The following is a 12837-nucleotide window of genomic DNA, read 5'->3' as shown; positions in this document are numbered from 1 at the left end:
GCGGGGGGTAAAGGCCAAACTTAATGTAGGGATGCCCAGACCGTGCCCAGCCGAACGCACGAAGGCCGTCCCCGGTTTCCCGGAAACGGCCTCTGACATGCTAATTACCTTGTGGAGCTAAGGGGAATCGAACCCCTGACCTTCTCGATGCGAACGAGACGCGCTACCAACTGCGCTATAGCCCCTCACCGCCCTCGCGGGCAGTGGGTCCACCCTTGCGGGCTGGAATGCGACCCTCTCGGGCAGCGTGGAACACCTTACCAGTACGCCCCGCCCACCAACCAAACCGGCAGGGCCGCCGGTCACCGAATGCCCGCCGCCGCGGCCGCCGCCTGCGGAACCTTGCCAGACCAGCAATATTTCTTGCAGGTCCCGCACGCCCGCCCGCAGACTGCACTCATGAGCGAAACCCGAGAGAGCAAGGACCGCGGTCGGCGCGACACCGACGACGCGGCCCAGCCGCCCGAAGACCCGACACACCAGAACGCCGCACACGGAGATCCATGGGACACGGTCATCATCGGCGGAGGTGCCGCCGGCCTGTCCGCGGCACTCATGCTGGGGCGCGCCCGCCGCCGCGTGCTCGTGGTGGACGCCGGCGAGCCCCGCAACCGCTTCGCCGCCCACATGCACGGCGTGCTCGGCGACGACGGCACCGACCCGGCCGAACTCCTCCGCCGTGGACGCTCGGAGGTGGCCGCGTACGACGTGACGATCCGTCCGGGCATGGTGACCGGCGTGGACGACAACGACCCCGACGACGACGAGGCCGGCCTCACCGTCCGGTTCGCGGACGCAGCGCCCGCATCCGCGCGTGCACTGATCCTCGCGACCGGGATGACCGACGGCCTGCCGGACATCCCCGGTATCCGGGAATTCTGGGGCACCAGCGTGCTGCACTGCCCCTACTGCCACGGCTGGGAGGTCCGCGGCCGCAGGCTGGCGGTTCTCGGCACGTCCGAGATGTCGCTGCACCAGGCCCAGCTGGTGCGCCAATGGAGTGACGACCTGATCTTTTTCACCGCGGCCGTGGGCGAGCTCGACCCGGACGTCGTGGCGCGGCTGCGCTCGCGTGGGGTGGAGCTCGTGGACACGCCCGTCGCTGCGGTCCTGTCCCGCGACGACGAACTGAGCGGCGTGCGTCTGGCCGACGGCAGCGAGGTGGAACTCGACGCGATCTTCGTGGCCTCGCAAGCCCTCCCCCACGACGACGTCGTGGCCCACTTCGAGCTGGAGCGGGCCACCAACCCGATCGGATCGTTCCTCGCCACGGATATGACGGGCAAGACGAGCCATCCTCGTATCTGGGCCGTTGGCAATGTGGCCAACCCCGGAGCGACCGTTCCGGTGGCGATGGCGGCGGGCGCGATGGCCGGCGGGATGGTCAACATGGCCCTCGTCACCGAAGAGTTCGACCGGGCGGTCCGGGCGGTGTCGGGCCTCGCCCCCACCACGCCAGTTCACGCCACGCCCTCTCCCGCCGAGCACTGAGAGAGCCGCTATGCCGGGGGCGAGGTCCGCTGGCCGGGAGGTGTCAACGCCAGCACCGCCACCGTGGTCAGCACACTCGAGGCCGGCGACGTCCTCGAGCTGGGATGCGGGGAGGGCGGCGACGCCGTCTGGCTCGCCGAGCAGGGGTGGCGGGTCACGGCCGTGGACATCTCTCCCACCGCCACCGCCCGCGGCGCCGAGGCCGCGGCCGCACGCGGGGTGTCGGCGAACATCGACTGGGTCGCGCACGACCTGTCCACGTGGGAAACAGAGCAGAGTTTCGACCTGGTGACGGCCAGCTTCTTCCACTCGGAGGTGGAGCTGCAGCGCATCGAGATTCTGCGCCGGTCCGCCGGGTATCTCCGGCCCGGTGGGCTCCTCCTGCTGGTGACGCACGTCTTCGAAAGCGAAGACGACATCCCGCCGTGGGGGCGCGAGGCCTCGCGGGAGCGGGCTGACGCCGTCGGCCACGGGCACGGGCACGGGCACGGGCACGCTGTCCACACGATGCCCACGCCGGCCGAGGAACTCGAGGATCTCGCCCTGGACCCGGCGCTCTGGGACGTCGTCACCCAGGAGATCCGCCCGAGGGAGGTCATTTCTCCCGACGGCACTCAGGCGGCCACGATCAAGGACGGCGTGCTCCTGCTGCGGCGTCGCACCTGACGTCCGCGACCGAGACGACGACGCCGCGGCCCTCATTCGGGCCGCGGCGTCGAAGCTCGCAAAGGGGGGAGGGGCCGGGGTCAGCCCACCGCGCGGCGCAGCGGCTCGCGGTGCGTCGACCGGCGGTCGTGATGGTCCGGGCCGCTGTCGAGGTCGCGATCGTAGGTGTCCAGCACGTCGAACGCGGGGTCCTCGTCGTCGATCTCCAGGACCACGGCGCCCGGGCGGCGCAGCCGCGGCGGGACAACCGACAGCTCGTCGTCCTCACGCGACTCCACGCCCAGCCGCGCGCGGCGCATCCGCTCGACACGGCGGCGGCGCAGGCTCTCCTCGAGCCGGACCTGGCGGCGCAGGTACGTCAGGTAGGCGGCCAGCAGCAGCACCGCGCCGCCGGCGAACCACCACACGGCCGGGACGGTGAGCAGCGCCGCGATCACGGCGGCCACCGCCAACCCGACGAGCAACAGGGCTGTGCGCTGGCGCGCGTGCGCCCGCTGCTCGGCGGCCTGACGATCCGCCATCGGGTCGTAGGCCCCGCGCCCACGACGCCGCTCGGCGAAGTCCAGATCGGCATCGGTGAGCTCCACCTCGGGCTCGGCATGACGACGCCGACCGCGATGCAGGTGGACGGCCTCGGCATCGATGCCCGCCGCGTCCTCGGCGTGATCCACGCGCCCCGCGGCCGAACGGGCGGCGGGGCGCTCGAGCAGCTCACCGTCGACGACCTCGGGCCGCACCGAGTCGGCGGCGGGCCGGTCCGCGACCGCGCGGGCGCCCCCGGCCCGGACGTCCGTGGTGCGGATGTCGGCGGACCGGACCTCGGCAGCGGTCCCAGCAGCCACGGCTGATGCGGTCCGCTCGTCGACGGAGGCGACGGCCTCTGCCGCCTCGTCGTCGTCGGACACGACGACCGCCGGGATCTCGGAGGTGATCTCCTCGGACAACTCGCCGCCACCCGTGGCGGCGTTGCGGCGTTCCTCCATCGCACGGCGGACGGCCTCGCCGCGCCGGCCCGCCGCCTCCCGGCGCAGGGTCTGCTCGAGCGTGTGCTCCCAGGTCTCGGTGTCGAGCAGTTCGGCGTCGGTGGCTCCGGCTCCGGTCGGCAGACCGAACAGCGACTCCTCGGGTTCGGCCTGCACCGGGTCCGCGGCGGCGGGCCCGCGACTGGGCACGAGTCGGCCCGAGCCGCCGGAGTACAGCGTTCGTGTCTGGGCCAGCGCGTCACCGGTGCGGCGGATGGGATTGCGCGACCGGATGAGCATCGGCGCGAGAACGAACAGCCAGACCACCACCAGCAGGATGATCAGCAGTGAGCTCGACATCGATCAGGCCTCCTCGAGCGTCTACCCCGACTCGGGACGTCGTGGTGAGGTCCCAACCGTAACGGCGGCCGAGCCCGGCTTTGTGGCGGCGCGCCGCAGGTCACGATGCTCAGGACATACTCAGACGCGCTGTGCGAATCCGGCGTCCACGAGCGCGGCCACGGCTCCCCTGCCGTGTTCCTCCCGGGTGCGCGCCACCAGCAGATGGTCCCGCCAGGCGCCGTCCACGTGGAGGTAGCGCCGTAGCACCCCCTCCTGCCGTAGACCGCAACGCTCGAGCACCACGCGGCTGGCCGCGTTCTCCGGGCGGACGGTGGCGTCGACGCGGTGCAGGGCGCCCGGCCCGAGCGCGTGATCCAGGCCCAGGGCCAGTGCCGCGGTGGCCACGCCCGTACCGACGAAGGGCCGGCCCACCCAGTAGCCGATCCAGCCCGAGTGCAGCGCGCCGCGCACGATCCCGCCCACGGTGAGCTGGCCGCAGAACGTGCCGTTCAGCTCGATGGCCGCGGGGATCGTGGCCCCCGCGCGGGCGTAGCGGCGCAGCTGCGAGTGGATTCCGGGCCACGCTCGTGGGGTGTTGTTCTGACTCCAAGGGCCCTCGACCGTGGGTTCCCACGGTTCCAGGTACGCCCGCTCGCCCAGCCGCAGCGCCGACCATTCGCGCGCGTCCCTGCGGCGCACCGGACGCAGGGTCACGACCCCGCCGCGGACACGGAGCGGGCCGGCCTCGATCGGCCAGCCCGGATGGTGGGCGGTCTCGCCCGCCAACGCGCTCCACACGGTCGCGCCGCTCAGCCGCGCTGGGCGAGGAACATCACGTCGACCTCGTCGCCGGCCCGCACCGCGTCGACCTCGGGATCGATCACGACGAGGCAGTTCGCCTCGGCGAGCGAGGCCAGGAGGTGCGTGGAGGCGCCCTGCGCACCGCCGAGTGCCCGGACCAGGTACTCGCCGGTGTCGGTGTCGCGCATGAGCTGCCCGCGCAGGTAGCCGCGACGACCCTCGACCGAGGAGATGGGGGCGACGGTCCGGGCGCGGACCGTGCGGCGCATGGGCTGGCGTTTGCCGAGCGCGATGCGGATCAGCGGGCGCACCATGATCTCGAACACCACCAGCGCGCTGACCGGGTTCGACGGGAGCAGGAAGGTGGGCACCTCGTCGCGTCCGAGCCGGCCGAACCCCTGCACGGAACCCGGGTGCATCGCCACGCGGTTGACCTCGATCTCACCGAGCTCGGCCATCACCTGCCGGATGCGGGTCGTGGCCTCACCGCCCGCGGCGCCGGAGACCACCACGAGTTCGGAGCGCACGAGCTGCCCCTCGAGCACCTCGCGCAGGCGTCCGGGCTCGGTGCTGGCGATGCCCACCCGGTGCACGTCGGCGCCGGCGTCGCGGCCGGCGGCGGTGAGCGCGTAGGAGTTGACGTCGTAGACCTGCCCGGTGCCGGGGCGGGCGTCCACGTCGAGGAGCTCGTCGCCCACCGAGATGACGGACATCCGCGGCTTGGGGTGCACGAGCACCTTGGCCCGGCCGACGGACGCGAGCAGGCCCACCTGGGCGGGCCCGATGATGCTCCCGGCGCGCACCGCCACATCGCCCGGCTGCACGTCGTCGCCGATCCGCCTCACGTAGTCGCCGGTGCGGACGCCACGGGTCGGGGTGATGTGCCGTCCCGACGCCTCGGCCCAGCCCACGGGCAGGACCGCGTCCGCGAGTGTCGGCAGGGGCGCTCCGGTGTCGACGCGGACCACCTGGCCCGGCTGCAGTCGCGTGGGCTGCCGGGAGCCGGCGGTGATCTGCCCGACCACCGGCAGCGTGGCGGGGCCGGACTGCTCGCCCTCGCCGCGGCCGTCTCCGGAGCCGCCGACCCGGACGTCGACGCTGCGCACCGCGTAGCCGTCGATGGCCGCCTGATCGAACGACGGGAGTGGTCGTTCGGCCACGACCTCCTCGGCACACAGCAGACCCTGTGCCTCGGAGATCGACACCCGAACCGGGCGCGGGGCGACCGCGGCCGCCGTCACCAGAGCCAGCTGTTCCTCGACAGAGCGCACCAGTGCCCCCTTCCCGTACCTGTTCCGGCCGAATCAGCCCGCGCCCGCGGGGCGGTGCTCGCCACCGCGCCGCGGAGCCGGGCCCCCGGGTCTCTGTGGGAGAGGGTAGCGGCCATATGCCCGACTTCCGCGGCGGCGCCGCCGAATCCGGGCGTGTTCGCAGCGCACGGGCGGGGTCTCGGCTACGCCCACCAGACCACGCCCGTTCCCCCCGGCGGCCGGTGCCGGCCTCAGTGGGCCGTTGTCGGCGCCGGGGCGGGTCGGTGTCAGGAACCGAGCCGGCCGGCGAGCCACTCGCGCAGGTCGTCCGCGTACGCCGGGTTGTCCAGCGCGAAGTCCACGCACGCCTTGATGTAGCCACCGGGGTTGCCCAGGTCGTGGCGGGCGCCGTCGTGCACCACCACGTGCACGGGGTGCCCCTCGTCGATGAGCATGTCGATCGCGTCGGTGAGCTGCAGCTCGCCACCGGCGCCGGGGGTGATCCGCCGCAGCGCGTCGAAGATCACCCGGTCCAGGACGTACCGTCCGGCCGCGGCGAGGTTCGACGGCGCGTCCTCGGCAGCCGGCTTCTCGACCATGCCGAGCACCTTCTTCACGGCCGGATCGTCGGTGTCCTCGACCTCGAACACGCCGTAGGAGGACACGTTCTCCGGATCCACCTCGAACGCGCACAGCACGCTGCCGCCACGCGCGGCCCGCACGTCCGACATCTGGCCGAGGATCCCGAACGGCAGAACCAGGTCGTCGGGCAGCAGCACGGCGATGGCCTGCTCGTCGGCGCCCAGCTCGGACTCGACCTGCGCGACCGCGTGCCCCAACCCGAGCGGTTCCTCCTGGCGCACGTCCACGACCTCGATCAGGCCGGGCGCGCGCCGCACCTTGTGCAGCAGCACGTCCTTGCCGCGGTCCTCGAGGGTGCCCTCGAGGACCGGGTCATCGGCGAAGTGCGCCATCACGCCGACCTTACGCTCGGAGGTGACGATCGCCAGGCGACCCGCGCCGGCCTCGGTGGCCTCCTCGGCGATGAGCTCGATACCGGGCGTGTCGACGACCGGCAGCAGCTCCTTGGGCACCGTCTTTGTGGCGGGCAGGAACCGGGTCCCGAGGCCTGCGGCGGGCACGACGGCGGTCCGGAACTGCGAGTCGGACGAAGCGGTGGACGTCATGGGCATCACTGTAGACGCAGGACCTGACTCCCCCACGCCACGCCTCGCCCCGAACCCGGCGCCTCTCCTATGAGACGGCGCCCCTCCGTCGCCAGGCAGACTGGGGCCATGGACAAGTCCGAACTGAGGCGGGTGGTGCGCGCCCGGCGCGCCGCGGTGCCGCCGTCGGTGCGCGCCGAGCGCGATGGCGCGATCCTGGTCGGACTGGGAGAGATCGTCTCCGCCGGGATGGTGGTCTGTGCCTATGTTCCCGACGACGACGAGGCCGGCGGCTCCGGACTCCTCTCACGTCTCGTCGACTCCGGCGCGCGTGTTCTTCTCCCCGTCTCCCCGGCGGTGGGCCCGTTGGGATGGGCGGAGTACGCCGGCCCCGCGGACCTGGCGCCGGGCCGTTTCGGCATCCCCGTCCCGTCGGCGCCACCGGAAGGTCCGGAGACGATCGCCGGGGCCGATCTCGTGCTGGTGCCGGCCGTGGCCGTGGACCGCCGGGGCAACCGACTCGGCCGGGGCGGCGGCTACTACGACCGTTCCCTTCAGTTCGCGGGGCCACGCACCCGCCTGCTGGCGCTACTGGATACCGAGAACGTGGTCGAGCGCGTCCCGGTCGAGGCCCACGACCGCGCGGTGGACGGCGTGATCACGGAGGAGGGGCTTCTCGACTTCGAAACCTGGCACTCAGCGGAGTAGAGTGCCAGGCGTTGTCCCTGCTCCCCGGGAGGCCCCATGCCCACCTATTCGTACCGCTGCCGCGACTGTGACGTCGCGTTCGACATCCAGCAGTCCTTCGACGAGGACTCGCTGACGGACTGTCCGCAGTGCGGGGGCGGCCTGCGCAAGCTGTTCAACACGGTGGGCGTCGTGTTCAAGGGCTCCGGCTTCTACCGCACCGACAGCCGCGCCGGCGCGGGCTCGTCCGGCGGCACCGGCTCGTCGGGCAACTCCTCCGGAGGCTCCTCGTCAGGTTCCTCTAGCGGTGGCTCTTCCAGCAGCGGGTCCTCGAGCAGCAGCCCGTCGAGCAGCTCGTCGGCTTCCAGCTCCTCCGGCTCGAGCTCGTCCGGCAGCTCGGGCACCACGTAGGCAGCACGTAGCCGCCGCCTCGGCGTCGTCGTCGCACCGAACGCCACCGCCTGCCGCAACCGGTTCTCCACAGGCCGCTCCCCCTCCACAGGCGCCGGCTCCCACGCCGTTTTCCTCGATTGGTCGGGGCCGACCGCCGGTACCGTCGGCCCCACACCGCCGCCCTAGGCGCCGACCGACGGGGGATCCACATGCGCGGGACCATCGCCACCGCGACCGCACCGGGTCGTTGGCGGCGCCGACGCGCCGCTCGAATCGCCCTCGCGGGTGCGCTCGTGCTGGCCGCGCCGTTCGCCGGCGGGGCCGACGACGCCGAGGACGCCACCGCCGGGGACCTCACCCCCGCTCACGGCGGCCTTCCCGGAAGCTCGGGAACCCTCTCGGACTTCTCCCCGCACCGCCGGTCGGCAGACGGCGAGGCCCTGCGGGTCGTTCCCATCCCGCTCGCCGACCCCGCGGTGGCCGACGTCCTCAGCCCCGGGGACCTCGTCGACCTCGTGGCCGTCGCCGCTGCGGGCGCAGAGGCAGCGAACACCGGCACCGCGCGCGCTGACGCCGCAGGCGCGAATGCGGAAGCGACCCCGGACCACGACGTGGCGACCGGGGGCGCGCCGGTTGTCGTGGCCCGGGCGGCCCGCGTCCGCGACGCTCCGCCCGCGCGCACGGGAGGCCGGTCGATCCTCGTCGAGGTCCCCGAATCCGCCGCGCCGGAGCTGGCCGCGACCGCCGCCGGGACGCCGCTCGCGGTGATCGTCCATGGATGAAAAGTACTGTTGACAGTGCTTCGGATCCGGTCGGAGGTGTTGGTACTATCCGTCCGCACCACACACGAACGCACGGCCATTCACATGATGGACCGGGCACTGACAGGTAGGAGTGCGCGATGCTCAAGGGCTTTAAGGAATTCATCATGCAGGGCAACGTGATCGACCTCGCGGTCGCCGTTGTCATCGGTTCGGCGTTCGCCACCATCGTCGACGCCTTCACCACGGCGATCATCAATCCGCTCATCGCACTTCTCGGCGGCAACAAGGAGATCGGATTCGCGGTCCAGCTACTGCCGGACAATCCCGAGACCATCATGGACTTCGGGATGCTCGTGACCGCGATCATCAACTTCCTGCTGATCGCCGCGATCATCTACTTCGTCCTGGTGGCACCTATGAACTCGATGAAGGAGGCCGCCGCCAAGCGCAAGGGCGTCGAGGCCCCCGCGAGCGACAACGACCTCCTGGTCGAGATCCGCGACCTGCTCGCCGGCCGTCCCCTGACGCACCCCTCCGACCCGCAGAGCCCCTCCAGCAACCTGTGACCCGCAGCCTGCCAGCTCACCGGAACCGGGCGCGGGCGGGAGATCCGCACAGCAGAGAACCCCTGCTCCTCACCTGAAGGAGCAGGGGTTCTCTGCGTGGCCGACCGGGGACCGCGGTTCAACCGTGATGGGGTGGGCGCTGCTCGCGCCACCAGTCGTCGTCCAGGTGACCGTCCCGCCCGCGCCGCTCGTCGGAGGTGGTCACGGGCAGGGTCTCGCCGAACACGGCGTCGAGCCGGGCCTTGTCCGGGCGGGGTCTATCCGACCCGGCTGTGTCCGGCCGGGCCGTGCTCCGGTCGGTCACAACTCGTCGAGGTCCGACAGCTGCGCCACGACGTAGGAGACCAGCGGGCACAGGGTGGCCATGCCATCGCGGATCGCGGCCCGGCTCGGTGCCAGGTTGGCCACGACCGTGCTGCCGGAGACCCCCACGTAGCCGCGGGACACGATCGAGTCGACCGCACCGGCGGTCAGCCCGGACGAACGGACGGCCTCGGCGATACCCGGCAACCGCTGGTCGAGGATCTCCTCCGTCACCTCGGGCGTGATGTCGCGGGGCCCCACGCCCGTGCCGCCGATGGTGACCACGAAGTCGAAGCCACCGACGACCGCCGTCTCCAGCGCCTTACGCACCTCGGTCTCCTCGGCGGCGACCCCCACCACGCCGCCCACGAGGAAGCCCTCTTCCTCGAGCAGTTCGGTGACCAGCGGGCCGATGGTGTCCCCGTGTTCACCGGAGCGGTCGGTCACGAGCACCACCATGGCGCGGCCCGCGATGCGCGGCTCCACGGGCTCGGCCGCCTCCGGATCGAACTCCACCTCGGTGGGCAGCCTGCGGCCTCCGGGCAGTGCCCGCGGATCGAATCTGGTGCTCATCTCGCCTCTCCCAGTACAACGTCGACGGTGGTCGGCTGCTCGCCCTCACGTGCAGCATAGGTGACACTGATCGTCTCCCCGGGGGCGTGGGAGCGGATTGCCGCCACCAGTGCGTCGCCGTTCTCGATGATGCGCTCCCCGACGCGGCTGATGATCGCCCCGTCACGGATATCCGCCTCCGCCGCCGGCCCGCCGGCCTCGACCCCCCGGACGAGGGCGCCGTCACTCCCGGGCGCGTCACTGACCGAGACCCCGAGCATCGCCCGCGTGGCGAAACCCTGCTTGATCAGCTGATCGGCGATACGGCGGGCCTGATCCACGGGGATCGCGAACCCGAGGCCGATCGACCCGGAGTTCCCGGAGCCCAGGGAGGCGATAGCCGAGTTGATGCCCACCAGCTCACCGTTCATGTTGACCAGGGCGCCACCCGAATTGCCGGGGTTGACGGCGGCGTCGGTCTGGATGGCGTTGATCACCGTGCTCTGGTCGGACTGCGCGCCGCCGGCCCGCACCGGGCGATCCAGCGCGGAGACGATACCGGTGGTCACGGTCCCTGACAGCCCCAGTGGCGAACCGACCGCCGCGACCGCCTGGCCTTCCTTGAGGTTCGCCGACGTACCCAGGGAGACCGGCGTGAGCGCCTTGGACGTGTCCGCCTTGATGACGGCGATGTCGGTCGCCGGGTCGGTACCGATGATCCGGGCGGGCGCCTTGGATCCGTCATCGAAACGGACCTGGATTTCGCCGCCTGCAGCCGCCATACCGACCACGTGGTTGTTTGTGATGATCAAGCCGTCCTGGGTGAGGATCACGCCCGATCCTTCGCCACTCCCGGTCTGGCCGCGCACGGCGATCGAGACGACGCTCGGCAGGACCTTGTCCGCCACCGCCTCGGCGGTGCCGTCCGGCGCCTGACTCTCCGGCTGCGACATGCTGATCGGCGAGGAGAGCCCCCCACCGGAGCCTCCGGCGACACTCGCTCCGACCCAGCCACCCAGACCGCCCGAGACCAGCATCGCCGCGATGATCCCCGCGACGAGCAGTCCCCGGCCGGGCTTCTTCTCCCGCGGAGCACCCGGCTCCGACGGGTCCATGGGCTGCGGCCCGGTAGCGGGAGGGAACACCGAGGTCGGCTGGGGGCCGCCGGGACCACCGGGAAAGGGCTGGGGACCGCCGGGACCGCCGGCAGTCGGCTGCGCGCCCCCACCGGTCCAGCTTCCGCCACCCGCGCCCTGCGCCTGTCCCTGTGACGGGCCGGCATACGGGTTCTGCGGGCCGTGAGGACCCTGTCCCCCATGCGGATACTGTCCCGCAGGTTGCCGACCGTGACCGCCCGCTCCCGTACCTGTTCCCGACGCCCATTCGTCGCCGGACCCGGATGTACCCGGGACTCGACCGTTCTCGTTCTCCATACCCGCCATCGTCCCCCACGGTGCTGTGTGTCCGCTGAAACGAGCCTGGAATCGCGCCACCAGTCGGTTCAGACGGAAGACTCCTCGCTACCCGGAAGAGTCACGCGTACTTCCGCGCCTCCCCCCTCGGCTTCGCCGACCTCGACGGTGCCCCCGTGCCGCGTAACGACCTGATGCACGATGGCCAGCCCGAGCCCGGACCCCGGCATGGCCCGCGCCTCGCGCGAGCGATGGAAACGCTCGAACACCAGCTGTCGGTCCGACTCGGGAATCCCCGGCCCCTGATCCGCGACGGTCAGCTCCATCACCGCCTCGGAGATCGGGCGCATGCGCACTGTGACGGTCCCGCCGCCGGGGCTCCACTTCGCGGCGTTGTCGCAGATGTTGAGCACGGCCCGCTCGATGCCGGCGGAGTCACCGAACGAGTACCAGGGAACGAGCTCGACCCGGAAGTCGACGTCGTGTCGCCGACGCCGGACGCGCTCGAGCGCACGCTCGACGGCCTCGGACACCGCGACCGGCTCCAGCTCGACCTCCCCGGAGTCCTCGCGAGCCAGCTCGACCAGATCGCCGACCAGCTGGCTCAGCTCGGAGATCTGCCCCACCACGTCGACCGCGAGTTCCCGACGATCGTCGTCCGGGATCGACGGCGCGCCCGGACGGCTTGCCGCGATGAGAAGCTCCACGTTGGTCCGCAAGCTGGTCAGAGGGGTCTTGAGTTCATGGCCGGCATCCGCGACGAGTCTCGCCTGCCGCTCCCGACTCTCACTGAGCGCGATCAGCATCTGGTTGAACCTGGTGGTCAGCCGTGCGATCTCGTCGTCCCCGGTGACCGGGATGGGCCGTAGGTCGTCGGTGCGCGCGATCCGCTCGACCGCTCTGGTGAGTTTGGCCACCGGCGCCAGGCCGGTCCGCCCCACCGCGGTGCCCGCGACCGCGGCCAAGGCGATCCCCGCCGCCCCGACCAGGGTGAGTACGATCGCGAGCCTGTTCAGCGTCGCCCGGGTGGGGCCGAGGTCCTGCGCCAGGATCAGGGTGGAGCCGTCGCGAACGCCGACGGCATAGATCTGTTTGCCCCCGGAGGCGCGCAGGCTCGACTCCGCCTCGCCCCGAACCACCCCGATCTCGGGTGCGCCGATCTGGAACGGCTCGCCGGTCGCGGTGCGACCGCCCGACGGGGCGATGATCTGCGCGTCGAGGTTCGGGTTGAAAGCCCGGAGCGCGATGAGCGTACTCCGGGACTGCAGCGCGAACTCCGAGGCGAGCTGGCTGTTGACCAGCTGGTCCGCCTGCTGTTGGAGCCGCTCGTTGACGCCCTTGTACAGGGACCCGGACACGACGAAGTAGGCCGCGACGGCCATGAGAGCCACAGCGACCCCCACCGAGCTCGCCGCCAGCAGGGTGACCCGCTGGTGCAACGAGATCGGTGTGGAGTTCCTCCCGACCGTGCCGGCTGCCACC

At 71.8% G+C, this 12837-nt stretch carries 13 protein-coding genes, 1 tRNA gene and 2 pseudogenes; 6 read left to right on the top strand and 10 right to left on the bottom strand.

Annotated features, from left to right (window positions below):
- Nucleotides 1-112 precede the first annotated feature (112 nt).
- Nucleotides 113-185, bottom strand: a tRNA-Ala gene (locus ACWGLC_RS04180).
- A 214-nt stretch (nucleotides 186-399) separates the two neighbouring features.
- On the opposite strand from ACWGLC_RS04180, the gene ACWGLC_RS04175 reads away from it, so the two are divergent.
- Nucleotides 400-1491: an NAD(P)/FAD-dependent oxidoreductase gene (locus ACWGLC_RS04175; protein WP_452098696.1), complete on the top strand. Its 1092-nt coding sequence runs from the start codon at nucleotides 400-402 to the stop codon at nucleotides 1489-1491.
- Between the two features lie 60 nt (nucleotides 1492-1551).
- A pseudogene (locus ACWGLC_RS04170) lies at nucleotides 1552-2157 on the top strand (class I SAM-dependent methyltransferase); the annotation flags it as partial.
- 80 nt (nucleotides 2158-2237) lie between these two features.
- Here ACWGLC_RS04170 and sepX read toward each other — a convergent pair.
- The 4 genes from sepX to ACWGLC_RS04150 form a co-directional block, all read right to left on the bottom strand.
- Nucleotides 2238-3479 (bottom strand): divisome protein SepX/GlpR, encoded by a 1242-nt coding sequence (gene sepX / locus ACWGLC_RS04165; protein WP_452098695.1) that lies wholly within the window; start codon nucleotides 3477-3479, stop codon nucleotides 2238-2240.
- A gap of 120 nt (nucleotides 3480-3599) precedes the next feature.
- Nucleotides 3600-4247, bottom strand: a complete 648-nt coding sequence (locus ACWGLC_RS04160) for a GNAT family N-acetyltransferase (protein WP_452098694.1) — start codon at nucleotides 4245-4247, stop codon at nucleotides 3600-3602.
- A gap of 23 nt (nucleotides 4248-4270) precedes the next feature.
- A complete protein-coding gene (gene glp / locus ACWGLC_RS04155; protein WP_230930069.1) occupies nucleotides 4271-5533 on the bottom strand; it encodes a molybdotransferase-like divisome protein Glp in 1263 nt (420 codons plus the stop codon).
- A 266-nt stretch (nucleotides 5534-5799) separates the two neighbouring features.
- The gene (locus ACWGLC_RS04150; RefSeq protein WP_230930070.1) at nucleotides 5800-6699 is read right to left on the bottom strand and encodes a UTP--glucose-1-phosphate uridylyltransferase; all 900 of its coding nucleotides are present in this window, start codon (nucleotides 6697-6699) and stop codon (nucleotides 5800-5802) included.
- 108 nt (nucleotides 6700-6807) lie between these two features.
- Between ACWGLC_RS04150 and ACWGLC_RS04145 the strand changes: the two genes are divergently transcribed.
- Entirely contained in the window at nucleotides 6808-7386 is a 579-nt protein-coding gene (locus tag ACWGLC_RS04145; RefSeq protein ID WP_452098693.1) for a 5-formyltetrahydrofolate cyclo-ligase, read from the top strand.
- Nucleotides 7387-7422: 36 nt separating this feature from the next.
- Nucleotides 7423-7563, top strand: a pseudogene (locus ACWGLC_RS04140) (FmdB family zinc ribbon protein); the annotation flags it as partial.
- 14 nt (nucleotides 7564-7577) lie between these two features.
- On the opposite strand, the gene ACWGLC_RS04135 reads toward ACWGLC_RS04140, so the two are convergent.
- Nucleotides 7578-7847 (bottom strand): hypothetical protein, encoded by a 270-nt coding sequence (locus tag ACWGLC_RS04135; RefSeq protein WP_452098743.1) that lies wholly within the window; start codon nucleotides 7845-7847, stop codon nucleotides 7578-7580.
- 120 nt (nucleotides 7848-7967) lie between these two features.
- Here ACWGLC_RS04135 and ACWGLC_RS04130 point away from each other — a divergent pair, with 120 nt between their 5' ends.
- The gene (locus ACWGLC_RS04130) at nucleotides 7968-8540 is read left to right on the top strand and encodes a hypothetical protein (RefSeq protein WP_452098692.1); all 573 of its coding nucleotides are present in this window, start codon (nucleotides 7968-7970) and stop codon (nucleotides 8538-8540) included.
- 119 nt (nucleotides 8541-8659) lie between these two features.
- Nucleotides 8660-9088 (top strand): large conductance mechanosensitive channel protein MscL, encoded by a 429-nt coding sequence (gene mscL / locus ACWGLC_RS04125; RefSeq protein ID WP_452098691.1) that lies wholly within the window; start codon nucleotides 8660-8662, stop codon nucleotides 9086-9088.
- A gap of 118 nt (nucleotides 9089-9206) precedes the next feature.
- Here mscL and ACWGLC_RS04120 read toward each other — a convergent pair whose 3' ends face one another.
- The 4 genes from ACWGLC_RS04120 to ACWGLC_RS04105 all read right to left on the bottom strand — a co-directional run bounded on the left by ACWGLC_RS04120 (nucleotide 9207) and on the right by ACWGLC_RS04105 (nucleotide 12836).
- Nucleotides 9207-9392: a hypothetical protein gene (locus tag ACWGLC_RS04120; RefSeq protein WP_452098690.1), complete on the bottom strand. Its 186-nt coding sequence runs from the start codon at nucleotides 9390-9392 to the stop codon at nucleotides 9207-9209.
- Nucleotides 9389-9964, bottom strand: a complete 576-nt coding sequence (locus ACWGLC_RS04115; protein WP_452098688.1) for a MogA/MoaB family molybdenum cofactor biosynthesis protein — start codon at nucleotides 9962-9964, stop codon at nucleotides 9389-9391. The genes ACWGLC_RS04120 and ACWGLC_RS04115 overlap by 4 nt, the downstream gene beginning before the upstream one ends.
- A complete protein-coding gene (locus tag ACWGLC_RS04110; RefSeq protein ID WP_452098687.1) occupies nucleotides 9961-11058 on the bottom strand; it encodes a S1C family serine protease in 1098 nt (365 codons plus the stop codon). The genes ACWGLC_RS04115 and ACWGLC_RS04110 overlap by 4 nt, the downstream gene beginning before the upstream one ends.
- 386 nt (nucleotides 11059-11444) lie before the next feature.
- A complete protein-coding gene (locus ACWGLC_RS04105) occupies nucleotides 11445-12836 on the bottom strand; it encodes an ATP-binding protein (RefSeq protein ID WP_452098686.1) in 1392 nt (463 codons plus the stop codon).
- Nucleotide 12837 lies beyond the last annotated feature (1 nt).

The sequence above is a fragment of the Dietzia sp. NPDC055877 genome, from assembly GCF_053615975.1.
This window is presented reverse-complemented; position numbering and strand designations above follow the sequence as displayed.